18 protein-coding genes and 2 pseudogenes are annotated in these 24,256 nt (G+C 59.4%); 7 read left to right on the top strand and 13 right to left on the bottom strand.

The features are described from left to right. Positions 1–2 precede the first annotated feature (2 nt). On the top strand, positions 3–1,238 hold the full coding sequence (locus LRK71_RS19155) for an HlyD family secretion protein (RefSeq protein WP_232405566.1): 1,236 nt from the start codon (positions 3–5) through the stop codon (positions 1,236–1,238). Between the two features lie 109 nt (positions 1,239–1,347). On the opposite strand, the gene LRK71_RS19150 is transcribed toward LRK71_RS19155, so the two are convergent. The 8 genes from LRK71_RS19150 to LRK71_RS19115 all read right to left on the bottom strand — a co-directional run bounded on the left by LRK71_RS19150 (position 1,348) and on the right by LRK71_RS19115 (position 11,220). Continuing rightward, positions 1,348–2,421, bottom strand: coding sequence for a BMP family ABC transporter substrate-binding protein (locus LRK71_RS19150; protein ID WP_232405565.1), 1,074 nt, complete (start codon positions 2,419–2,421; stop codon positions 1,348–1,350). 78 nt (positions 2,422–2,499) lie between these two features. After that, positions 2,500–3,420 (bottom strand): ABC transporter permease, encoded by a 921-nt coding sequence (locus LRK71_RS19145; protein ID WP_232405564.1) that lies wholly within the window; start codon positions 3,418–3,420, stop codon positions 2,500–2,502. Beyond that, entirely contained in the window at positions 3,420–4,502 is a 1,083-nt protein-coding gene (locus LRK71_RS19140) for an ABC transporter permease (protein ID WP_232405563.1), read from the bottom strand. Before LRK71_RS19140 ends, LRK71_RS19145 begins: the two co-directional genes overlap by 1 nt. 66 nt (positions 4,503–4,568) lie before the next feature. Further along, complete coding sequence (locus LRK71_RS19135) at positions 4,569–6,086, bottom strand: ABC transporter ATP-binding protein (protein ID WP_232405562.1); 1,518 nt, start codon at positions 6,084–6,086, stop codon at positions 4,569–4,571. Further along, positions 6,083–7,039, bottom strand: a complete 957-nt coding sequence (xdhC, locus tag LRK71_RS19130; protein WP_232405561.1) for a xanthine dehydrogenase accessory protein XdhC — start codon at positions 7,037–7,039, stop codon at positions 6,083–6,085. Before xdhC ends, LRK71_RS19135 begins: the two co-directional genes overlap by 4 nt. Continuing rightward, the gene (gene xdhB / locus LRK71_RS19125; protein ID WP_232405560.1) at positions 7,029–9,404 is read right to left on the bottom strand and encodes a xanthine dehydrogenase molybdopterin binding subunit; all 2,376 of its coding nucleotides are present in this window, start codon (positions 9,402–9,404) and stop codon (positions 7,029–7,031) included. The genes xdhC and xdhB overlap by 11 nt, the downstream gene beginning before the upstream one ends. Continuing rightward, positions 9,401–10,783 carry a xanthine dehydrogenase small subunit gene (xdhA, locus tag LRK71_RS19120; protein WP_232405559.1) on the bottom strand — a complete coding sequence of 461 codons (1,383 nt, stop codon included), beginning with the start codon at positions 10,781–10,783 and terminating at the stop codon, positions 9,401–9,403. Before xdhA ends, xdhB begins: the two co-directional genes overlap by 4 nt. A 239-nt stretch (positions 10,784–11,022) precedes the next feature. Next, positions 11,023–11,220 carry a hypothetical protein gene (locus LRK71_RS19115; protein ID WP_232405558.1) on the bottom strand — a complete coding sequence of 66 codons (198 nt, stop codon included), beginning with the start codon at positions 11,218–11,220 and terminating at the stop codon, positions 11,023–11,025. On the opposite strand from LRK71_RS19115, the gene dnaE reads away from it, so the two are divergent. Next, the gene (gene dnaE / locus LRK71_RS19110; RefSeq protein ID WP_232405557.1) at positions 11,219–14,731 is read left to right on the top strand and encodes a DNA polymerase III subunit alpha; all 3,513 of its coding nucleotides are present in this window, start codon (positions 11,219–11,221) and stop codon (positions 14,729–14,731) included. The two genes, LRK71_RS19115 and dnaE, sit on opposite strands and share 2 nt — an antisense overlap. Positions 14,732–14,790: 59 nt before the next feature. Here dnaE and LRK71_RS19105 read toward each other — a convergent pair whose 3' ends face one another. After that, complete coding sequence (locus tag LRK71_RS19105) at positions 14,791–14,985, bottom strand: SlyX family protein (RefSeq protein WP_232405556.1); 195 nt, start codon at positions 14,983–14,985, stop codon at positions 14,791–14,793. A gap of 1 nt (position 14,986) precedes the next feature. Here LRK71_RS19105 and LRK71_RS19100 point away from each other — a divergent pair, with 1 nt between their 5' ends. The 4 genes from LRK71_RS19100 (at position 14,987) to hisG (ending at position 19,400) form a co-directional block, all read left to right on the top strand. Beyond that, positions 14,987–15,943 (top strand): crotonase/enoyl-CoA hydratase family protein, encoded by a 957-nt coding sequence (locus LRK71_RS19100; protein ID WP_269751818.1) that lies wholly within the window; start codon positions 14,987–14,989, stop codon positions 15,941–15,943. A 176-nt stretch (positions 15,944–16,119) separates the two neighbouring features. Next, entirely contained in the window at positions 16,120–17,619 is a 1,500-nt protein-coding gene (gene hisS / locus LRK71_RS19095) for a histidine--tRNA ligase (protein ID WP_232405555.1), read from the top strand. A 3-nt stretch (positions 17,620–17,622) separates the two neighbouring features. After that, positions 17,623–18,711, top strand: a complete 1,089-nt coding sequence (locus tag LRK71_RS19090; protein WP_232405554.1) for an ATP phosphoribosyltransferase regulatory subunit — start codon at positions 17,623–17,625, stop codon at positions 18,709–18,711. Then, entirely contained in the window at positions 18,708–19,400 is a 693-nt protein-coding gene (gene hisG, locus LRK71_RS19085; RefSeq protein ID WP_232405553.1) for an ATP phosphoribosyltransferase, read from the top strand. The genes LRK71_RS19090 and hisG overlap by 4 nt, the downstream gene beginning before the upstream one ends. 383 nt (positions 19,401–19,783) lie before the next feature. Here the strand turns inward: hisG and LRK71_RS19080 are convergent, their stop codons facing one another. Continuing rightward, complete coding sequence (locus LRK71_RS19080) at positions 19,784–20,215, bottom strand: DUF1489 family protein (RefSeq protein ID WP_232405552.1); 432 nt, start codon at positions 20,213–20,215, stop codon at positions 19,784–19,786. Between the two features lie 190 nt (positions 20,216–20,405). Between LRK71_RS19080 and LRK71_RS19075 the strand changes: the two genes are divergently transcribed. Continuing rightward, the gene (locus LRK71_RS19075; RefSeq protein ID WP_232405551.1) at positions 20,406–22,703 is read left to right on the top strand and encodes an adenosylcobalamin-dependent ribonucleoside-diphosphate reductase; all 2,298 of its coding nucleotides are present in this window, start codon (positions 20,406–20,408) and stop codon (positions 22,701–22,703) included. Positions 22,704–23,144: 441 nt separating this feature from the next. Here the strand turns inward: LRK71_RS19075 and LRK71_RS20615 are convergent. The 3 genes and pseudogenes from LRK71_RS20615 to LRK71_RS20605 all read right to left on the bottom strand — a co-directional run. Continuing rightward, a pseudogene (locus LRK71_RS20615) lies at positions 23,145–23,294 on the bottom strand (HipA domain-containing protein); the annotation flags it as partial. A 31-nt stretch (positions 23,295–23,325) separates the two neighbouring features. Continuing rightward, positions 23,326–23,616, bottom strand: a pseudogene (locus tag LRK71_RS20610) (HipA N-terminal domain-containing protein); the annotation flags it as partial. Beyond that, a complete protein-coding gene (locus tag LRK71_RS20605) occupies positions 23,616–23,909 on the bottom strand; it encodes a helix-turn-helix domain-containing protein (protein WP_408636023.1) in 294 nt (97 codons plus the stop codon). The pseudogene LRK71_RS20610 and the gene LRK71_RS20605, both read right to left, overlap by 1 nt. Positions 23,910–24,256: the final 347 nt, after the last annotated feature.

The raw sequence follows: 24,256 nt of genomic DNA, 5'->3' as shown, positions 1-24,256 counted from the left end.
CTGTGCTGGAACTGTTTATCTGTTCTTTGTTGACGGTCTTTCCCGACTTTCTTTATCGCCGCTTTGTTCAAGGGAAAAGGCTGGGCCAGGAAATCAATTTCTTTTCTGTCTGGTATGAACTGCGCTGGGGGATCACGATGTGCATCGTGCTGACGGTCTCTCTCATTACGGTGATCTTTTATTTTCACCCGGCAACCCGCCAGGTTGGATCCTATTTTCGTACCATGACCATTCTCTCTGAAAGAGGCGGCAGGGTGGCCGAGGTGCATGTGAAAAACAACCAACACGTTGAAGCCGGGGATATCTTGTTCCGGTTGGATGACAGCAGTCAGAAAGCGGCGGTTGAAACCGCCCGGACCAAGGTGGCCGAAATCGAAGCCTCGCTCAGATTGGCAGCCGCAGACCTTAAGGCCGCCGAGGCAGGCATTGTTCAGGCTCAGGCTGTTTTGACCCAGGCGACTGAAGATCTGGATCGCAATCTGGAATTGCGGCGGCGCGGTTCTTCTGCGGTGCGTGAAACCGAAATTGAGCGGCTGGAAAATCTGGTGGCTCGTCGCCAGGGAGAGCTGGAAGCAGCCCAGGCACGCGAAAGTTCGGTTCGTGAAAACATCGCTGTTTATATCCCGGCGCAGCGCGCCAGTGCCGAAGCTGCCTTACATCAGGCAAAGGTGGAGCTTGCCAAAAGCACAGTGGTGGCAGGTGTCTCTGGGCGGGTTGAACAGTTCGGCCTGCAGGTGGGGGATATCGTCAATCCGATTCTGCGCCCTGCGGGCATTTTGGTGCCTGATACCTTTGTTGATCAAGAACGCTTTGTCGCGGGGTTTGGCCAGATCACCGCCAATGTCATCAAGCCGGGTATGTATGCCGAGATTGGCTGCCTCAGCAAACCCTTCACTATCATTCCGATGATTGTCGTTGAAGTGCAGGATGTCATCCCCGCGGGGCAGATCCGTCCCACCGACGTGCTGCGTGATCCGCAGGACAACGCCCGCCCTGGGACCCTGACCGTATTTCTGGAACCGCTGTATGAAGGGCAGGCCGATGACATCCCGCCGGGCAGCAGTTGCCTTGCCAATGCCTATACCAACAACCACGACCGTCTGTCTGATCCCGATCTGGGCCTTGGCACCTGGATTGCGCTGCATGTGGTGGATACGGTTGGCTTGGTGCATGCGCTGTTGCTGCGTTTGCAGATGTTGCTGATGCCAGTGCAGACCCTGGTCTTTACGGGGCACTAAAGCATCAGGCCAGTCGCCGCATGTGATCTAACGTGAAAAGGCCCGCCATCTGGCGGGCCTTTTCTATCCGATCTGCCCGGTGCCTTGGTACCGGTGCTGCAGGGGATGCTTACTGTGGGATATCGCCTTCAATGCCTTCAACATAGAAGTTCATGCCAGCCAGGGTGCCATCATCGGCGGTTTCGCCTTCGGCCAACCAGGCAGAGCCGTCCTGCTTGTTGAGCGGACCAGTGAAGGCGTGGTAGGAGCCATCCGCCAGCGCGGCCTTGATCGCCAGGGCGGCTTCTTTTACGTCGGCTGGAACCGCATCAGAGATTTCGCCGATGCCAACCATGCCTGCGCCGATACCATCCCAGGTGCTTTTGCTTTCCCAGGTGCCGTCCATAACCGCCTGGGTGCGGGCGATATAATAGGGCGCCCAGTTGTCGATGATCGAGGATACACGCGGTGCAGGGGCGTATTCCGCCATATCCGAAGCCTGACCAAAGGTGATCACGTTGCCTGCCGCCTGGGCTGCTGCCTGTGGCGCGGTGGAATCGGTGTGCTGCAGAATGACGTCAGCACCCTGTTCGATCAGAACCTTGGCCGCGTCTGCTTCCTTGGCGGGGTCAAACCAGGTGAAGGCCCAGACGATTTTGAATTCGACGTCGGGGTTTACTTTCTTGGCGTGAATATAGGCAGAATTGATGCCGCGGATCACTTCGGGGATTGGATAGGAACCGATGTAGCCCACCACGTTGCTCTTGGTCATGTGGCCAGCGATGGTGCCCTGAACGGCGCGGCCTTCATAGAAACGTGCTGAATAGGTCGAGACGTTGTCGGCGTTTTTATAGCCAGTGGCATGTTCGAATTTCACATCGGGGAATTTGGCCGCAACGTTGATGGTTGGGTCCATATAACCAAAAGAGGTGGTGAAGATCAGGTCCGCACCCTGCAGTGCCATCTGGGTGATTACACGCTCGGCATCGGGGCCTTCTGCAACGCTTTCGACATAGACGGTTTCAACCTTGTCGCCAAATTCTTCCACAACGGCCTTGCGGGCCTGGTCGTGTTCATAGGTCCAGCCGCCATCGCCTACGGGGCCAACGTAGACAAAGCCAACCTTGGTTGGGTCGTCAGCCAGAGCAGCGGTTGCAAGGCCCAGGGCCACAGCGGCGCTGGTCATGAGGTTTGTCAGTTTCATCAAAGGGATCCCCCGTTTTGATTTTGGTTGTGCCGAGGGCTAGGGCCCCCGAACAAGTTTTGTGCCATCTGCCGTAATTTAGCGGGCAGCGTGGAAGTTGCGGCCTAGGGCAGCAGGCGCGCTGCTTTTATCAGCCGATAGAATGACGAGCACCAGAATGGTGATCAGATAGGGCGACATTGCCAGATACTCTACCGGGATGGCAACGCCAGCTGCCTGAAGATTAAGCTGAACAACGGTCACACCGCCAAAAAGATAGGCGCCCAGCAGCACGCGCCAGGGTTTCCAGCTGGCAAAGACCACTAGCGCAAGGGCGATCCAGCCGATTCCCGCTGTCATGCCTTCGGTCCATTGTGGCACCCGGATCAGACTGATGTAGGCGCCACCAAGCCCTGCGCAGGCACCGCCAAACAGGATCGCCATGATGCGAATGCGCACCACCTTATATCCCAGCGCATGGGCCGCGTCGTGGTTTTCGCCCACCGCCCGCAGCACCAGACCAATGCGGGTAAACTTGATCACCGCCCAGACCGCTGCGATCACTGCGATTGCCACATAAAGCATCAGATCATGGCCAAACAGGATCGGGCCGACGACGGGCAGGTCGCTCAGGAGAGGCAGGTCGATTTTCAGCATCTGAGGCGGTTTTATCCCCACATAAGACTGCCCCAACAGCGCCGACATCCCAAGGCCAAACAGCGTTAGCGACAGACCCGAGGCCACCTGATTGGCCTGGGCATATTGCGTTAGGATCGCAAAGAGTACCGAGAGAGCAGCACCAGCCCCCGCAGCCGCCACAAAGCCCAACATTGGCGAGCCGGTTTCCACTGCCGTGGCAAAACCAGCCACAGCGCCAATGATCATCATCCCCTCAACGCCGAGGTTCAGCACCCCGGATTTTTCCACGACCAGTTCCCCAATGGCGGCAAACAACAGCGGCGTGGCCGCGACCATCAGCGAGGCAATGAGCAGGACGGGATTGATTGCAGAAAGATCCATCAGGAGACCTCCGGTTTGCCAAGCGAGATGCGGAAATTGGTCAGAAGGTCAAAGGCTAAGAGGAAGAACAAGAGCATCCCCTGGAAGACCTGAATCGCCGCCGAGGGCAGTTGTAGGTTCGACTGGGCAATATCGCCGCCAATGTAGGTCAGCGCCATCAAACCGCCTGCCAGCAGGATGCCAACCGGATGCAACCGGCCAAGAAAGGCGACGATAATGGCGGTGAACCCGTAGCCGACGTTAAAATCAATGCTGACCTGACCTGATGGCCCGGAAACCTCAAACATCCCGGCAAGACCTGCCAGCATGCCAGAGGTACCAAGGCAGAACAGGATCAGCCGGGTTGGATTGACGCCGGCAAACCGCGCCGCGCGCGGCGCCTCACCGGTCAGCCGGATGTGGTAGCCGACCATATGACGGTTCAGTAGCACATAGGCAAAGATCACCGCGATCAGGGCCGCAACTACGCCCCAGTGCATGCCACTGCCCGCAATCAGCTCAGCGTTATGGGCGCTGTCATATTGCTGCAGGTTGCGCGATCCGGGAAAGCCGCGGCCTTCTGGATTTTTTAGTAAACCCAGTGACATAGAGGCTAGAAACTGTTCGGCCACATAGACCAGCATAAGGGATACAAGAATTTCATTGGTGCCAAAACGCACCTTCAGAAAGGCGGGGATCATCGCCCAGATCCAGCCGCCAAAACCACCTGCGATGACCATCAGCGGAAAAATATACCAGGCCTCAAACGGGTAAAAGGCAAGACCAACCCCTGCGCCAAACAGCGCGCCCATGATATACTGCCCCTCGGCGCCGATGTTCCAGATCCCCGCCTTAAAGCCCAGCGACAGGCCAATGGCGATCAGTACCAAAGGCGCGCCTTTGACCAAAAGCTGCGGGCGGTAATAAAAGGAAAACTCGCCAAACAGCGGCTCCCAGAAAATGGTGCGAATGGCTTCAACCGGGTCTTTGCCAAGTGCGGCAAAGAGCAGCCCCCCTGCAATCATGGTGGCCAGCACCGCCAATAGTGGCGTGGCCAATGACCAGGCGCGCGACGGCTGCGGTCGTTTCTCTAGCCGGATCATTGAGCGGCTCCCTGTTTCATCTTTCCCCAAATCTTCTCGCCAAAGGCGAAATCACTGCGTGCGGCGTCAGACATGGGCAACCTCCATGCCGTGCGCACCACCCATCATCAGGCCGATCTCTTCTACTGTCAGGCCGACCGCAGGGCGCGGCGCTGACAGGCGGCCCTCATTCAGGGCGGCAAAGCTGTCAGAGATCTCCATCAGTTCATCCAGATCCTGGCTGATGCAGATCACCGCCGCACCGCCCGCAGCCAGATCCAGCAGCGATTGGCGAATGGCAGCCGCCGCCGAGGCATCAACCCCCCAGGTTGGCTGGTTCACCACCAGAACCTCGGGGCGTTGCAACACCTCGCGGCCAATGACAAATTTTTGCAGATTACCGCCAGACAGCGAGCGCGCGGCGTTTTCCGGCCCCGGTGTGCGCACGTCAAAGTCCTTGATCACCCGCTCGGCAAATTCTTTTGCGGCGGCCCATTTGAGAAAACCGTTCTTCACCAACCCTTCGCGGGTGGCCCCGGTGAGCATGGCATTTTCAGTCAGGCTCATATCCGGCGCTGCGGCATGGCCCAGACGTTCTTCGGGGGCGGTCAACAGGCCAAGCGCGCGCCGCGCAACCGGCCCAAGCTGCCCAATGGGGGCGGTGCCCAGTTTGACCGCATCCGCCTCAGTCTGGACCTCGCCAGAGAGCACTGACAGCAGCTCATCCTGGCCATTGCCAGCCACGCCACCAATGCCAAGGATCTCACCACGGCGCACCGTCAGATGGACATTGCGCAGTGCGGTGCCAAAGGCCGTAGGCGATGGCACCGAGAGCCCGGAGATGTCCAGCGCCAAAGCACCAAAATCGCGATTTCCGCGCTCTGGCGGGGTCAGCGCCGTTCCCACCATCAGTTCTGCCATTTCACTGGCCGAGGTCTCGGAGGGAATGCATTCGCCGACATTTTTGCCAAGCCGCAGAATAGTTGCGTGATCACAGAGCGTTCGGATCTCTTCCAGCTTGTGACTGATATAAAGAATAGAGGTCCCCTCGGCGCGCAGTTTTTCCAGGGTCTGGAACAGGATTTCGACCTCCTGCGGGGTCAGCACCGAGGTGGGTTCATCCATGATCAGCAGCTTGGGATCCTGCAACAGGCAGCGAATGATCTCGACCCGCTGGCGTTCGCCAGCCGAGAGATCGCCAACGGTACGATAGGGATCCAGCGGCAGGCCGTAGGTTTCCGAAACATCGCGAATGCGCGAGGCCAGATCGCGCATCTTGGGTGGGTTTTCCATACCAAGGGCAATGTTTTCCGCCACATTCAGCGCATCAAACAGGGAAAAATGCTGAAACACCATGGCAATGCCATCGGCACGGGCCTGGCGCGGTTCGCCCGGTGCAAAGGGGGTGCCGCGCAGCACCATTTCGCCGCTGTCCGGTTTCACCAACCCGTAGATCATCTTGACCAGGGTGGATTTGCCCGCTCCATTCTCCCCCAAGAGCGCATGCACCTCACCGATGCCAATATCAAAGGAAACGGAATCATTGGCCACAACACCGGGGTAGGCCTTGGTCAGGCCCTTCAGGCTCAATAGTACCTCTGTCACGCGCGCCGTTCCTTCTCTAACTTCTTCTCATTGCTGCTGGACAAGGCCAACAGTTCAGCTGCCACGCCAACCGCAATCATCTGCGGGTGTTTGCCCAGGGCAGGGGCGCCGATTGGGCAGGTGATGCGGGAAATCTCGGCCGGGCTATGGCCCAGGCCTGCCAATCGGCTGCGAAACCGCGCCCATTTGGTGGCCGATCCAATAAGCCCCGCAAAGGAAAACCCATGCGATAACAACCCGTGGCATAGCGCCAGATCCAGCTCATGGGAATAGGTGAGAACCAGATGTTGTGCATTTACCGGCGCATGACGCAGCAAGAGCGGCGGTGTCGCGGCGGGCAGTTGGGTCACTCCGGGTGGGATATGTGCCGGATAGCGTGCGGTACTGGTGTCGATCCAGGTGATTGCCAGATCAGGCAGCGGCGAGAGCACATCGACCAGGGCGCGCCCGACATGGCCCGCGCCCCAGATCCACAGATCGGTCTGCGGTTTGTGCACCGGCTCCAGCATCCAGCCCTCGATCAGCTGCGGCGCCGGGCGTTGCCCCTGGCCGCGTCCCTGCGCCACAAGACGTTTCACCGCCAAAGGCACCTCGGCCTGTGATGTGGGGGGCACCGGGCGGGCAATGACATCACCCGCCTGCTCCAGCTGTGCCAGATCCGCCTTGGTGTAGACCTCGCTCACCAAAGTGACAGAGCCGCCACAGCACTGGCCAAGATCCGGTCCAAGCGCATGGGTGCTCAGACGCGAAGATACCTCCTGCCTGCGGGCCGCCGCCGCCGCTTCATATTCCAGCGCGCCGCCGCCGATCGTCCCGCTTTGACCGCTGTCCCAAACCAGCATCGCCGCGCCCACCTCGCGGGGCGAAGACCCCCGAATAGAGGCAATAACGACACGCACCACCCGGCCATGCCGGGTCAGGTGTTGGCGTAGATCGTTCAGATCAAACCCCATCTGCCTGCCTCCGCACACAGCGCCAGATCTCTTCGGCTGTAGCCGGGGCATTCAGGGCCGGATACCCCGTGCCAAACTGCGCCACGGCATCGCTCAGCGCCAGCCAGGCGGAAATGCCCAACATGAAGGGCGGCTCGCCAACCGCCTTCGAGCGGTAAATACTGTCTTCGCGGTTTTCCTCGGTAAACAGCGCCACATTGAACACATCGGGCCGATCAGAGCAGGCCGGGATTTTATAGGTTGACGGCGCATGGGTGCGCAGCGCCCCGCTGTCATCCCAGATCAACTCTTCCGTGGTCAGCCAGCCAGCGCCCTGCACATAGCCGCCTTCCACCTGGCCGATATCGAGATCAGGATTCAACGAGACCCCGGCGTCATGCAGAATATCGGCGCGCAGGATACGGTTCTCACCAGACCGGCGATCCAGCACAACCTCGGTAATCGCGGCGCCATAGGCAAAGTAGAAAAACGGCCGCCCCTGTCCTTTGATGCGGTCCCATTGCAGGTGCGGCGTCTTGTAAAATCCGGTTGCCGACAGGCTCACACGTCCCTCGTAACACTGCTTGGCGGCCTCCTTGAAAGAGATCTCATCCCCGCCAATACGCACCCGGTCGCCCGCAAAGACGACAGCAGCGGCTTGCGTCTGATATCGCTCTGCCAGATGGGCGGCCATGCGGTCGCGCAGGGTATCACAGGCGGCCTTGACCGCCATCCCGTTCAGATCAGATCCGGAAGAGGCCGCGGTGGCCGATGTATTGGGTACTTTGGCGGTATCGGTGGCAGTGATCTTCACCCTGTCCAGCGAAATGCCAAAGCGGCTGGCTGCCACCTGCGCTACCTTCTGAAACAACCCCTGGCCCATTTCCGTGCCGCCATGGTTCAGATGCACCGACCCATCCTGATACACATGCACCAATGCCCCGGCCTGGTTCAAATGCGTCAGGGTGAAGGAAATACCAAATTTCACCGGCGAAAAGGCCAGCCCGCGCTTCAAATCCGGCTGATCCGCGTTCCAGACGGCGATCTCGGCCTTGCGGGCCGCATAATCGGCGCTCTTCAGCAGCTGGTCTGTCAGCGCATGCAGCTCAAAATCGCGTACCTCCATGCCATAGGGCGTGGTGTTGTCCCGCAGCTTCATCTTGCCTGAAATACCTCGGGGGGAGGTCGCAGACCGGGGGGCAGCGCCCCCCTCTGACGCAACATCAGGGGCGTCATAATAATTGCGTTGCCGCAGCTCGACCGGATCTAGCCCAAGCTCATGGGCGATGTGGTCCATCACCCGTTCAATGCCAACCATGCCCTGCGGGCCGCCAAATCCGCGATAGGCGGTGGCGCTTTGCAGATTGGTCTTCAGACGGTGGCTCTCGATGCGGATGGCGGGGATGGCATAGGCATTGTCGCTGTGCAGCATGGCGCGATCAGCCACCGGCAGCGATAGGTCCTGGGCCCAACCACAATTGACCAGATGGGTGAAGGAAACGCCCTCCAGCCGCCCGTCTCTGTCAAAGCCCGCCCGGTATGCAATCCGAAAGGCATGTCTTTTACCGGTGATCACCATGTCATCATCGCGGTCATACCGCATCTTGCAGGGTCTGCCGGTTTTGGCGGCCGCGACGGCACAGGCCACGGCAAGGGCGTTGCCCTGGCTTTCCTTGCCACCAAAGCCGCCGCCCATGCGCCGGGTTTCAACCCGGACGGCATGCATCGGCAGGCCGATGGCCTCGGCCACCTTGTGCTGGATCTCGGTTGGGTGCTGGGTCGATGAATTCACCAACATGCCGCCATCCTCCTGGGGCAGGGCCAGTGCGGCCTGGCCTTCCAGGTAGAAATGCTCTTGCCCGCCCAGTTCAAATTCTCCGGCGACCTGATGCGCGGCGGCCCCGATCGCGGCCTCGGCATCGCCTTTTTGATAGATGCGGGGGCCGTCTTCGAAGCGGCTGTTGGCGGCCAGGGCATCTTCCAACGTCAGCAGGGCGGGTTCCTTTCTATAGCTGACGTCTCCCCTGCGCGCGGCGATCCGCGCGGCGCGGTGGGTTTTGGCCACCACCAGAAACAGCGGCTGACCAAAGTAATGCACGCTGCCATCGGATAGTAGCGGTTCGTCATGGATCGAGGGCGAGACATCATTGCTGAAGGGCAGGTCCGCAGCGGTTAGCACTGCCACCACATCTGGGCTGGATTGGACCTGGGCCAGGTCCATGGCGGTGATCCGGCCCTTGGCGATGCTGGACAGACCAAAAGCCAGGTGCAGCGCGTTGCGCGGCAGGGGCGTGTCATCGACATAGCGCGCTTTGCCGGTCACATGCAGCTTGGCGGCGTCATGCGGCAGGGGCTTGCCGACGGGTTGGGCGTTTTCAAGGCTCATAGCTGTACCTCCAGAACCGATTGGCTGACGCCTGAGGCATCAGACAGATCGGTGAAATAGCGGCTTAGCATGGTGCGTGCAGTTTCCAGCCGGTATTCGGCCGAGGCCCGCATATCGCTGAGTGGGGTGAAATCGCGATCCAGCGCCGGGGCTGCTGCGGCAATGGTCGCGGTGCTCCAGCTCTGGCCCATCAAGGTGGCTTCCAGATGGGCAGCGCGTTTGGGCGTGCCCGCCAACCCGCCAAAGGCGATGCGGGCCGCTGTTACTTGGCCATCCTCGACCGTGATGTTAAAGGCCCCAAGCACGGCGGAAATATCCTGATCAAAGCGTTTGGACAGCTTGTAGACGCGCAGGCGGTCTGGTTGGCGCGGCAGGCTGACGGCTTCGACAAATTCGCCGGGGCGGCGATCCTGCTTGCCGTAGTCGATGAAAAAATCCTCGATTGCCATGGTGCGGCGGCTGTCGCCCTGGCGCAGATGCAGCTGTGCCCCCAGCGCGATCAGCGCCGGCGGGTTATCCCCAATCGGAGAGCCATTGGCGATATTGCCGCCAATCGTCGCCGCAGCCCGCACCTGCTGGCTGGCAAAGCGACGGATCATTTCACCATAAGAGGGGTGCAGCGGCGTCAGGGTGTCGCGGACCCGGTTCATATCGACCATGGCACCAAAGCGAATTTCGCTGTCACTTATCTCGATCTGTTTCAGATCATCGCAGCCGTCCAGAAAGATCATCTGCCCCAGTTCGCGCAGCCCCTTGGTGACCCAAAGCCCAAGATCGGTGGCACCTGCCACCAGTCGCGCATCGGGATTGGCGAGATACAGCGCGGCCAGCGCATCCGCGCTGTGCGGCAGCAAATCGGTGGGGGCGGCAGCAGCCTCTGCGGCGGGCAGGGGATCTGACGCGATCCATTGTGGTACGGGGGCGGTGGCGGCGGCCTCGGCGGCGCGAATGATCGGCGCATAGCCGGTGCAGCGACACAGGTTGCCTGCCAATTGCACATCATGGTCACTGGCACCGTTCTTATGGGCCGTGACCATCGACATCACAAAACCGGGGGTGCAAAATCCGCACTGGCTGCCGTGGTGGCTGATCATCGCCTCTTGAACGGGGTGCAGCGTGCCGTCGGCGTCACTTGCGCCTTCAACCGTGCGGATGGATTTCCCGTTTAGCTGTGGCAGAAACAGAATGCAGGAATTCAAAGGCTTGGAACCGGTCTTATCGGTCACCATCACGGTGCAGGCACCGCAATCGCCCTCATTACAGCCTTCTTTTGTTCCCGTCAGCTCGCGCTCTTCGCGCAGAAAATCAAGCAGTGTTGCCGCAGGATCAAAATCCTTGAGCACTACCTCTTCACCGTTCAGATGAAAGGTGATTGTCATCGTGTGAAACCCGTCGCCTTACGTGAACCACCCTTGATGCCATGCTTTCGATGCGACGTAGAAAGATTGGCGGGCCTTGCATATGCTTGCTGGACATAGCCTACGAAGCAGTCTCTTGTTCTGGCAAGAAAAAGTGACTCTGCCCTGCAGCATTCCATGACGAAATTTTATTGCCGTATACAGGGGCATGCCGTTATTTTTAAAGCACTTCCTTTGTGGCGCCCTTAGAAAAACCTATATCAGCCCGCAGGACTTTCAAACCATATTTGATAATGACGAGAGGTTTTCTGCCTCAATTCGCTGAAAACGGCAGCCTTGGGGCGTGTTGTTGCTGCTTTTTGGGGCAGGGTGCAGAGATCGCGCACCCGGTAAATGCTGTGCTGACAGGCAAGATCGGCACTTATCCTTGCGCGGGGGATGGGATAGCTTGTGAGCATGACAAATTCTCCGCGATTCATCCACCTGCGCACCCATACCGAATATTCGTTGCTGGAAGGCGCCCTGCGCCTGAAAAAGCTGCCGGATCTGTGCAAAGCTAACGATATGCCCGCCATTGCTGTGACCGACAGTAATAACCTGTTTTCTGCGCTGGAGTTCTCTGTTTCGGCCAGTGGGGCGGGGGTCCAGCCGATCATTGGCTGCCAGATGGATCTGCGCTTTGTCGAGCCCGCGCCGGGCGAGCGGCCCCAGCCACCGGCACCGCTGGTTCTGCTCGCTCAGAGCGAGACCGGCTATGAATGCCTGATGAAGCTGAACTCTTGTCTCTATCTGCGCCAGGGGAGCGAACTGCCCTATGTGACGCTGGAGGATCTGGCGCAGAATTCAACAGATGTGATCTGCCTGACCGGTGGCCCAGACGGGCCAGTTGGGCGGCTCTTGCGTCAGGGGCAACGCCCCGCCGCCGAAGAACTGATGCAGCGGCTGAAGGCGATTTTTCCCAACCGGCTTTATGTGGAACTGCAGCGCCACCCCGGCGAAGATGGCCAGCCCGAAGCGGAAAAGCTGACCGAACGCGGCCATGTTGAAATGGCCTATGCGATGGAGCTGCCGCTGGTGGCGACCAATGATGTCTATTTCCCCAAGACGGAAATGTATGAGGCACATGATGCGATGATCTGTATCGCCGAGGGTGCCTATGTTGACCAATCCGAGCCGCGCCGCCGTCTGACCGCGCAGCACTATTTCAAAAGCCAGCAGGAAATGGTCACGCTATTTGCGGACCTTCCAGAGGCAATTGAAAATACAGTTGAAATTGCAAAACGCTGTGCGTTCAAGGCATATCTGCGTGACCCCATCCTGCCAAAGTTTGCCGATGACGAGGTGGCGGAGCTGCGCCGCATCGCCAATGAGGGGCTGCAGCAGCGCCTTGCGGTGATCCCCCACGCGGATACCGTTGAAAAATATCAGGAACGTCTTGATTTTGAACTGGGCATCATCGAAGGCATGGGCTTTCCCGGCTATTTTTTGATTGTTGCCGATTTCATCCAATGGGCCAAGGACAACAATATTCCGGTCGGACCGGGGCGGGGCTCTGGTGCGGGCTCCTTGGTGGCCTATGCGCTGACAATTACCGACCTTGACCCGCTGCGCTATTCGCTGCTGTTTGAGCGGTTCTTGAACCCGGAACGGGTGTCGATGCCCGACTTCGACATCGACTTTTGCATGGATCGCCGCGAAGAGGTGATCAAATACGTGCAAGAAAAATATGGCCGCGACAAGGTTGGCCAGATCATCACCTTTGGCGCGCTCCTGTCCAAGGCGGCGGTGCGCGACATGGGCCGGGTCTTGCAGATGCCCTATGGCCAGGTTGACCGACTGTCCAAGCTGATCCCGGTTGAAGGCGTCAAGCCGATGTCCATTGTGGATAGCTTGAAAGAAGAACCGCGCCTGCAGGAAGAAGCCAAGAATGAACCGGTGGTGGACCGGCTCTTGAAATATGGCATGCAGGTTGAGGGGCTGCTGCGTTCGGCTGGGACACATGCTGCCGGGGTGGTGATCGGGGATCGCCCCTTGGATGCGCTGGTGCCGCTTTACCGTGATCCGCGTTCGGATATGCCAGCCACTCAGTTCAACATGAAATGGGTGGAACAGGCTGGGTTGGTCAAGTTTGACTTTTTGGGCCTGAAAACCCTGACGGTTATCCAAAACGCGGTCGATCTGATCAAGCAGTCGGGGCGCGATCTGCACACTGCGGCCGATGGCACTCAGCTTTATGAACCACCCGCTGGTGCGGTGAATGAGATCAACGCCATCCCGCTGGATGACGAGCCAACCTATAAACTCTACTCGGCGGCGAAAACCGTGGCGGTGTTCCAGGTGGAATCCACTGGCATGATGGATGCGCTGAAGCGGATGAAACCCACCTGCATCGAGGATATCGTCGCCCTGGTGGCGCTGTATCGTCCGGGGCCGATGGAAAACATCCCCACCTATTGCGAAGTCAAGAACGGCCTGAAGAAAATCGAGTCGGTGCATCCGCTGATTGACTATATCCTTGAGGAAACCCAAGGCATCATCGTTTATCAGGAACAGGTGATGCAGATTGCCCAGGTGATGGCGAATTACACGCTGGGCGGTGCCGACCTGCTGCGCCGGGCCATGGGTAAAAAGATCAAAGAGGCGATGGATGCCGAGCGTCCCAAATTCGAAAAGGGCGCGGCAGAGAATGGCGTGCCTGCCAAAAAGGCGTCGGAGGTCTTTGACCTTCTGGAGAAATTCGCCAACTACGGCTTCAACAAATCCCACGCGGCGGCCTATGCGGTGGTCTCGTATCAGACGGGCTGGCTGAAAGCGAACCACCCGGTTGAATTCATGGCCGGGGTGATGAACTGCGATATCCATCTGACGGATAAGCTCGCCATCTACTTTGAGGAGGTCAAGAAGGGCCTTGGGCTGCCCTATGTGCCGCCCTGTGTGAACCGCTCGCTGGCGACGTTCAATGTGGTGAACGGAGAGCTGGTCTATGCGCTGGGCGCGCTGAAAAACGTTGGCATGGATGTGATGCGGCTGGTGGCGGATGCGCGCCGCGAAGATGGCCATGAACGCCCCTTTGTCAATTTGTTTGATTTCGCCCGCCGGGTGAACCTCAAGAAGATCGGCAAGCGCCCGCTTGAGATGCTGACCCGCGCCGGTGCCTTTGATCAGCTGGACCGCAACCGCCGCCGCGTCTTTGACAGCCTGGAAGGGCTGGTGGGCTATTCTACCGCGATCCATGAACAAAAGAATTCCAACCAGGTGTCGCTGTTTGGCGAGGCCGGCGATGACCTGCCCGAACCGCGTCTGGCGGGCACCCCGGATTGGCTGCCGGCAGAGCGGCTGTCTGAGGAATTCAAGGCAATCGGCTTCTACCTGTCGGGCCATCCGCTGGACGACTATATGCCTGCCTTGAAACGCAAGGATGTGATGACCTTGGATGAGGTCATGGCCAAGGCCGAGCGCGGTCCCTTCATGGCAAAGATGGCGGGGGTTGTCGCCGGGCGGCAGGAACGTAAATCGGCGCGCGGCAATCGCTTTGCCTTTGCGCAGCTCTCGGATACCACCGGTGGCTTTGAGGTGACGATCTTCTCCGATGTGCTGGAAAAAACGCGGGAGTTTCTTGAAACCGGAGCCAAGGTGGTGATCACCGCCGAGGCCACGATGGAAAGCGACCAGCTGAAACTGCTCATGCGTTCTGCCGGGCCGGTGGATGCGGCAATTGCCGATGCCGGGCGGTCTTCGCTACGGATCTATCTGGATGATGTGGCGGCGATTGGCACAGTGGCCAAGGTGCTGGAAGATGCCAAGACGGCCGCCCGCAACGCCAACCCCGGTGCCATTTACCTATATCTGCAGGATCCCGGCCTGCCGGGGGATGTTGAAATGGATCTGGGCCAGCCCTTCCCGATCAACCCGCAGATCAAAGGCGCGATCAAATCTCTGGAAGGCGTGATGGAGGTTGAAGAGATTTAAGGCGCGGGCTTGCGCCTGGTTGATTTTTCTGCCGATGGTGTGACCTCTGCGCCGCGCCCCTAGTAATGGGGCGGGCGTTCGTCACCAAACACATGCGCGCCGCCGCTGCCCTGTTCGCGGGTGGCTTCGCGTTGCATCAGCATCCGCACCCGTTTCGACAGGCGGTCGATCTCGTTCTGTTGCGCGGCCACCACGTCGCTCATCTCTTCGACGGTGCGGGTGAGATGGGCAATCTGTTCTTCTAATGCCTGCATCATGTCCTCCTGTACTGATCTGTTGAGCGGGGCTGCGCAACGTCATAGGGCGGTTCCCCTTGCCGGTCCATGCCCAAGACACGCAGGCTGGCCGGGTCAAAGCGAATTATTCCAGAAAAGAGCGTCGCAATGCCCCAGAGAGAGACCTGCCCCCCCCTCGGTTGCCAGTCATACCGAGGCGGGTATTACCACCATCACCCTGTGCCGACCCGCGCTGCGCAACGCGGTGGACCCAGCCACGGCACGCGCGCTTTATGCCGCATTTATGGATTTTGCGGCGGATTCGGCGGCGCAGGTTGCGGTGTTGACCGGGGCTGGGGGCGCTTTTTGTGCCGGGTTCGACCTGAAATCTGCTGGCGCCGGAGAGGCCGATGCCTGGCTCGCCAGCCTGGATATTCCTGAAGACTGGCGCGATCCGATGGCCGATCCGCGCCCCGGTCCCATGGGGCCCAGCCGCTTGATGCTGACAAAGCCGGTGATCGCCGCAATCGAAGGCCCGGCCGTGGCGGGCGGCATGGAACTGGCCGCCTGGTGCGATCTGCGGGTGATGGCCCAAGATGCGGTTGCCGGGGTCTACTGCCGCCGCTGGGGGGTGCCGTTGATCGATGGCGGCACCCTGCGCCTGCCGCAGATTCTGGGCCAGGGCCGGGCCAATGATCTGATCCTCACCGGCCGCCCCTTTGACGCGCCAGAGGCCTATCAGGCTGGGTTCGCCAATCGGCTCTGTGCTCCGGGTGCGGCGCTGGCTGCGGCGCAGGATCTGGCGCGTGACCTTGCGGGCTATCCGCAGGCCTGTATGCAGGCAGACCATCTGTCGGCCCGCCAGGATCCGGCGGTGCTGGCTGCGGGGTTGCGTCGGGAATGGCGCTCTGCTGCGGCCTTTCTGGCCGAAGGGCGGGCCGGGGCGCAGCGGTTTGCGGCGGGGCTGGGACGCGGCGGGGATTTCACCGAGATTTGACGCCGCCTGGCCTTTGCATTTGTCGCAGGGATGTCATGGTTGATTGCTAGGCAGCGCCGGATTTCCCCCGTTGGATATACGGGCGGTTTGACTCTGTTGCCTTGCTCACAGGGGCGGCTTGGGCTAGACCGCGCGGCGAGTAAATGACCTAAACCCACCCGTGAGGAGGCCTTTTCATGGCCAAGATCAAGAAACAGCCCCGTCCCAAGGCGGCAACGCCCAAGGGATTTCGTGACTATTTCGGCGAAGAGGTGACACAGCGTTCTGAAATGCTGCGCACCATCGCGGGTGTGTACCATCATTACGGGTTTGAAGCGCTGGAGAGCGCGGCGGTGGAAACCGTCGAAGCGCTGGGCAAGTTCCTGCCCGATGTTGATCGCCCCAACGCTGGCGTCTTTGCCTGGCAAGAGGTCGACGAGAACGATCCCGACAGCAACAAGGGCGACTGGATGGCGCTGCGTTATGACCTCACTGCGCCGCTGGCGCGGGTCTATGCCCAGCACCGCAACGACCTGCCCGCCCCCTATCGGCGCTATGCGATGGGGCCGGTCTGGCGCAATGAAAAGCCTGGACCAGGGCGCTATCGTCAGTTCTACCAATGTGACGCCGATACTGTTGGCACCGCCTCGATGGCGGCGGATGCGGAAATCTGCGCCATGCTGTCGGATACGCTGGAAACCGTCGGCATTCCGCGCGGGGATTACCTGGTGCGGGTCAACAACCGCAAGGTTATGAATGGCGTGCTGGAAGTCATGGGGCTGGGCGATGATCAGCTGGCCCGCGACAACGTCCTACGCACCATCGACAAGTTCGACAAGGTCGGTGAAGCCGGCGTGCGTGAACTGCTGACCAAGGGGCGGCTGGATGCGTCCGGTGCCTATATCGATGGCGTTGGTCTCAGCGAGGATCAGGCAGAGCCGGTGCTGGCGTTTTTGACCTCCAAGGCCGCTGATGTGGCCAAGACCTTTGAAAACCTGCGCGCCGCTGTTGGCGGCTCTCAGGTGGGGCTGGAGGGTATTGGTGAGTTGGAGCAGATCGGCGATTTGCTGGCCGCCGGCGGGTATGGCAGTGATCGCATCGAAATTGATCCCTCTATCGTGCGCGGCCTTGGCTATTACACCGGCCCGGTATTTGAGGCCGAGCTGACCTTTGACATTCTGGACGAAAAGGGCCGCAAGCGGCAGTTCGGTTCTGTAGCGGGGGGCGGGCGCTATGATGATCTGGTCAAGCGCTTTACCGGTCAGGAGGTACCGGCGACGGGCGTGTCCATCGGTGTTGATCGCCTGCTTGCTGCCCTGCGCGAGAAGGGTCGTTTGACCGCCACGCCAAAGGGGCCGGTCGTGGTCACGGTGATGGATCGCGCCCGTATGGCCGACTATCAGGCCATGGTGGCAGAGCTGCGCAATGCAGGCATTCGCGCCGAGGTCTACCTGGGCAACCCAAAGAACTTTGGCAACCAGCTGAAATATGCGGATAAACGCAATTCACCGGTGGCCGTGATCGAGGGCGGCGATGAAAAGGCCAAAGGGGTCATTCAGATCAAAGATCTGATCCTAGGCGCCAAGATCGCTGAAAGCGCCACTCTGGAAGAGTGGAAAGAACGTCCCAGCCAGTTTGAAGTCCCGCGCGGCGATCTGATCGCCAAGGTACGTGAAATTCTTGAAAGTCAGGGCTAAGCCATGCCGGATCGCTCTTCTACATTGGCGTTGGCCGCACGGCTGCGCATGACCTTTGAGGCTGCAGGGGCCCAGGTGGTGGACCCGCCGCTGCTGCAGCCTGCCGGCACCCTGCTGGATCTTTACGGTGAAGATATCCGGGCGCGGGCCTATGTGACCTCGGATGCGGTGCGCGGCGAGCAGATGCTGCGCCCAGATTTCACCCTGCCTGTGGTGCAGATGCACATGCGCGAGGGGGCGGAACCGGCCCGCTATACCTATTCTGGCGAGGTCTTTCGCCGCCAGGAACAGGACCCGGATCGCGCTAGCGAATATCTGCAGGTCGGCTATGAGGTCTTTGAACGCGATGACCCGGCCGGTGCCGATGCCGAGGTCTTTGCGCTGATAGCACTGCAACTGCGTGGTCTGCCCCTGCGGGCGGCGACCGGTGATATTGGCATCCTGATGGCTGCGGTTCAGGGGCTGGAGACCACCGAGGTGCGCAAGGCGGCCCTGATGCGCCATATCTGGCGACCCCGGCGGTTTCGCGCCTTGCTGGATCGCTATGCCGGGCGCAGCCCGGTGCCCGAGGCGCGCCTGAAGCTGCTGTCTTCTGAGGGGGTGCTGACTGGATCCGCCCCGGCGCTTGGCAAACGCAGCGAGGCAGAGGTGGATGCGCGGATCGAGCTGTTGCGGGCGGATGCTGCTGCGCCGCCGCTGGCCGAAAATGAGCTGCTGGCGCTGGAAGCGCTGATGGCGGTGCGTGAAACCGTGCCCTTTGCCCTGGAACAGATGCGCGATATCGCGGTGGATCTGCCTGCCATCACCCCGGCGCTGGATCGTCTGGATACTCGCGTGGCGGCGCTCAAGGCGCGCGGCATTGATATTGATAGCCTGGATTTCGAAGCCTCCTACGGGAGAACCTCGATGGAATATTACGATGGGTTTGTCTTTGGCTTTTATGCCGCTGCGCGCCCTGATCTGCCGCCGATTGCCAGTGGCGGACGCTATGATGCGCTGACTCGGCAGCTGGGGCAGGGCAGTGATATTCCCGCCGTAGGGGGCGTTTTGCGCCCGGATCTGATGCTGATGCTCGAGGAGGGTCAGTCATGAGCCTGAAATTGGGAGTGCCGTCCAAGGGGCGGCTGATGGAAAAGACCTTTGATTGGTTTGCCAAGCGGGGCCTGACCCTGTCGCGCACCGGGTCAGAGCGCGAATATGCCGGCGCCATCGAAGGTGTGCCGGGCATGGAACTGGTTTTGCTGTCCGCTGGTGAAATCCCGCGCGAGCTGGCGGCGGGGCGGATCCATCTGGGGGTCACGGGCACCGATCTGGTGCAGGAAAAGCTGCCGCTATGGGAACAGCAACTGCAAGAGTTGCAGCCGCTGGGCTTTGGCCATGCGGATCTGATCCTGGCGGTGCCGCAATGCTGGATCGATGTGGATACGCTGGGGGATCTGGATGCGGTTGCGGCGTCGTTCCGGCGCCTGCATGGGCATCGGTTGCGGATTGCCACCAAATACCATCGGCTGGTGCGGGAATTCCTGACCGAAGCTGGCGTGGCCGATTACCAACTGGTGGATAGCCAGGGCGCTACCGAAGGTACGGTAAAGAACGAGACCGCTGAAATGGTGGCCGATATCACCTCTACCGGGGAAACCCTGCGCGCCAATCACCTGAAGCTATTGTCGGATGGTCTGGTGCTGCAAAGTCAGGCAACCCTATGGCGCAGCCGCACAGCGGTTTATGAGCCTCAGGAACGGCAGGCGCTGAAGGCCCTCAACGATTTGATCCTCGGCTAGGGTGTGCCTGTTAGAGGGGGCCTGTGCTGGACGCGTGATCAGCGTGCTGCACCAAAAGGGGAAGGCTCCCGCCCGTCGCCCCTGCAATGAATGGCAGGGGCTCCCGTTGGGCCCGGCGCCGCGCTTACGCGCGGCGCTTTCCATTGCTGAGAAGCACTTTGGGCCAGTTCTGCCCCAAAGGCGCCAGATCAAGTGTGATTGGACCCTCTGCCGCCTCAAGGGTAAACCCTGCTGCGCAGGGCCGCGATGCGGCCCTTGACCCGCCTGAGGGAGAAGCGCCCTTGGGCGCCTGATGCACTCCCTGATGATGCACTGGTCCTGATCCTGCCCCCAGAGCAAATGGGGGCGGAGAAAAGGCGGTATTGGCGTAGGGGGCTGCTGGTTCAGATGACGCCGATTTCCGCCAGCGCCTGCGAGAGTTCCAGGGGCAGGGGTTCTTCTGCTGTGCGTTCTGTTTGCAGATCCGCCGGGCTGTCCTGCGGGGGCAGGTAGCGCCAGCCCTGGAAGGGGCGTTTGGTTGCGGTATGGGTGCGCATAAGATCTGGATCCAGCACAATGGCGCAGCGGCGCACACCGTCGTCACCGATGAGTTCATCCAGGCGCAGGATGCGTTGGCGGCATTGAATTTGGCCCTTGATGACCCAATATATTGATCCGCCAGCCAGAATTTCGGCCGCACGTTTGGGCCACATCCGGGTGACATGGCGGGGCAGGCCTTCGGGCAGGGTATGGCGGGTTGCGTCTTGCCAGTCTTGCAGGCCCTCAACGCTTTCAGTGCCAACCGAGAGTTTCACCAGATTGATGTAGTTATCCACAGTTTCCCCACAGAGTCGTCCAGAGCGGAACCTTTATATAGTGCGTAGCCGCTTTATGCTAGCAAGATATTGTGGTACACTCGGTAATTATTTATCAAGGTTCCGTGTTTTCGACGTTGAGGATCGGCGCCTGCCTGTAGTATCGAAGCCGCCACTTACCTTCCGATGCTGATCAATAGGGAATCACTATATGAGCCGCTTTGCTGCCCCCATCGCCGCACAAATCTGGGATATGAAGTACCGTTTCAAGGAAGCGGATGGGACCCCTATTGACGTGACTGTCGAGGACAGCTGGCGCCGTATTGCCCGCGATCTCGCCCGTGCCGAAGACAAGCCGGATGTCTGGGAAGCGAAATTCTATGAGGCGCTGGAAGATTTCAAATATCTGCCCGCAGGCCGCATCACAGCAGGGGCCGGTACGGCGCGTCAGGTGACCCTGTTCAACTGTTTTGTGATGGGCACGGTGCCGGATAGCATGTCGGGGATCTTTGATATGCTGAAAGAAGCGGCGCTGACCATGCAGCAGGGCGGCGGTATCGGCTATGATTTCTCGACCATTCGGCCCCGCGGCGCCGATGTGAAAGGCGTGGCGGCAGATGCCTCAGGGCCGCTGTCCTTCATGGATGTTTGGGATGCCATGTGCCGCACCATCATGTCTGCCGGGTCGCGGCGTGGCGCGATGATGGCGACCATGCGCTGCGATCACCCGGATATTGAGGCCTTCATCACCGCAAAATCTGATTCCGCGCGGCTGCGCATGTTCAATATGTCGGTGCTGATCAGCGATGACTTCATGGAAGCGGTGAAGGCCGATGGCCCCTGGGAGCTGCAGTTCGATGGCAAGATCTACCACACGGTGCAGGCGCGCGATCTGTGGAACAAGATCATGCAGGCCACCTATGAGTATGCTGAACCAGGCGTGATTTTCATCGATCGGATCAACAAGGCCAACAACCTGTCTTACGTGGAAGAGATCTGCGCCACGAACCCCTGTGGCGAGCAGCCGCTGCCGCCCTATGGTGCTTGCCTTTTGGGGTCAATCAATATGGCACGGCTGGTGTCCAACCCGTTTGAAACCAATGCAGAGCTGAACCAGGCGGCGATGCAGGAACTGGTCGCCACTGCGGTGCGCATGATGGACAATGTGGTGGATGTGTCCAAGTTCCCGCTGGAAGCCCAGGCGGCCGAAGCGCAGGCGAAGCGCCGTATTGGCCTTGGTGTGACCGGTCTGGCCGACGCGCTGCTGATGCTGGGTCTGGAATATGGCACCGACGAAGCGGCGCGTCAGACCGATCGCTGGCTGCACGCGATTGCCCGCGCCGCCTATCTGGCCTCGGTGGATTTGGCCAAGGAGAAGGGCGCCTTCCCGCTGTTCGACGCTGACGCCTACCTGGCTTCGGGCAATATGATGAACATGGATGATGACGTGCGCGATGCCATCCGCGAACATGGGATCCGCAACGCTCTGCTGACCTCTATTGCACCCACTGGCACCATCAGCCTTTATGCGGGCAATGTCTCGTCGGGGATCGAGCCGGTCTTTGCCTATGCCTATACCCGCAAGGTGTTGCAGAAAGACGGCAGCCGGACTGAGGAAGAGGTGGTTGATTATGCGGTGCAGATGTACCGCGATAAATTTGGCACCGATGCCAAACTGCCCAGCTATTTTGTCAACGCGCAGACCCTGTCGCCTTCGGCCCATGTCAAAATGCAGGCGGCGGCGCAGAAATGGATCGACAGCTCCATCTCCAAGACCATCAATTGCCCGGAAGACATTAGCTTTGATGATTTCAAGGACGTCTACATGCAGGCCTGGGATCAGGGGTGCAAAGGCTGTACCACCTACCGTCCCAACGATGTGACGGGCTCGGTTCTGTCGGTCTCTGAGAGCGCCGATACCGCGCCCGGTGAGAGTGCCGATGCGCCGCAGGGGAGCGATGTGGATGCCAATGGCGCGGAAGTGGTCTACATGTCCGAGCCGCTGGACCGTCCGCAAAGCCTGGAGGGGCACACCTACAAGTTGAAATGGCCGGATTCGGAACATGCGATCTATCTGACCATTAATGACATTATCATCAGCGATCACCGGCGTCCCTTTGAAGTCTTCATTAATTCCAAGAACATGGAGCACTACGCCTGGACGCTGGCGCTGACCCGAATGATTTCGGCTGTGTTCCGCCGTGGCGGTGATGTCTCCTTTGTGGTGGAAGAGCTGAAGGCGGTCTTTGATCCGCGTGGCGGGGCTTGGGTGCAGGGGAAATACATCCCCTCGATCTTGGCGGCCATCGGGGGCGTGATCGAGACCCATCTGGTCAAGACGGGTTTCCTGGAAGGCGAAGGAATGGGGCTGAAATCCGACCCACAGGCAGAGGTGGTGAGCCTGAACGCCCCACGCGGCAAGCCTTGCCCAAGCTGTGGCCAGTTCGACCTTCAAATGGTGGAAGGCTGCATGACCTGCCGCAGCTGTGGCCATTCCAAATGTGGCTAGTCGCTTAGACTGTTGGTTGTTTTGTGAAACCATGCAATTGAGGCCCAATTGAGCTGGTTTTGGGCCCAAATACACGGACATTGACGCCCAAAGTTTCAAAGGCCCTTGTTTTACAGGAGAATAGGCGACGCCAGCCCAATTAGGATTGGCGCCGTTCTCTACGCTGTGCCACAGAGGATTGCCGAAGCCCTGCACGATTTTGGCAAGGCTCTCCCATGAAGGCCACAAAAGGATTGTCAGGGCGTGCCGTCTTTGAGTGCGACTGCTATGAAGGGCCTTTCGGTCAATTTTGGTAGGCGCACGAGAAGGTGGCGACTCTACTGAGTGATGCGTGGCGCTATACCTTCTCAGTTCACAATCGCAGGTTGGTTTAAGCGTCAAATTGGCGATCTTCTGGGCGTGGTATTGGTTCACATGCTTCCAGAGCAATGTGGAGGAGGCATCATACAGCGGAGCGATCCTGCGCCCAGAACTCAGGATCATCGAATAGTTCTTTGCATGCGCGTCTGTATTGGCAATGAGAATATTGAAAATCACTTGATCCAGCAACTGTAGGGCTTCTCCTGGCGGCAGATGAGTAACGCCAATCATCTCTGATGCTCGGAAGCCCGATTGAAAAGGCGCCGGCGGTATCCCCTCCAATTGCCTTCAAAATCGCCAAGACATCCGAGGTGGAGAGGCCAAGGGCCCGAGATATCCCGATCAGGTTTGGCCCCTCAGGTAGCAGGTTTGCCAGCCAAGTGAGCAGAGCGGATCCCTCATAGGTTCTCGATGCAAGAGGAAGGGTCACCGATAATGGAAAACTGCCGTTTGTCGCCAACCATCGAGGGTCGTAGGTAAGCTTGGCATCAAGTGTGATACGGCCGACAAGGAACCCCTCATAGTAGACAGGAGTTTCGTCTATATAGGCCATCAAGCGTCATCCAAATCATAGCCAACTGGGGTGCCTTCCGATTGTAGATCGTCATTTGGCTTACTGACTTCATTGAAAAGCTCAGGAAGCTCGATCCTGAGGGCCCCGGCCAGAGAGACAAGCGTGGACAGTTTCACATCTCTTGTTCCTCTCTCAAGGTGTGACAGGGTTGGTACTGTAGAGCCTGAAATTCGTGATAGTTCTTCGAGGCTCAGCCCGCAGCTCTTGCGGTGCTCTCTCAGTTTCCGGCCTATGATTTCAGCCCAGTGGAGGGTGTGAGTACGGTCCGGCACGGAAACTCCTTATCATGCAGAGGAAGAACGCAGGTCTGATCACTATCACAGCATCAATTTATCACACAGGATAAATTTGGTAACCTCTGGCTTTAGGGTTGGTGATTTTACCGCGCATGGTAAATTTCCTGTTCGGGTCGGTCCCACCAAAGAACGAGACGGGGAAATCGCTCACAAAAACTGGAAGCACACTGACCAGTGCTCCGCAGCCTCAATGGCTGTTCCCAGCCCAAAGCGGAGGTGTTTTGCCTCACGCAGGAAGTCGGCTATCATTGAAATCAAACCAACGGGTGCGCTTCCCCATCACCTTCCAGTCACTTCTCCCCATTCAAGATCAAACCTTGAAA

The organism is Pseudophaeobacter flagellatus (assembly GCF_021228235.1).
Lineage (GTDB): Bacteria > Pseudomonadota > Alphaproteobacteria > Rhodobacterales > Rhodobacteraceae > Pseudophaeobacter > Pseudophaeobacter flagellatus.
This window is presented reverse-complemented; position numbering and strand designations above follow the sequence as displayed.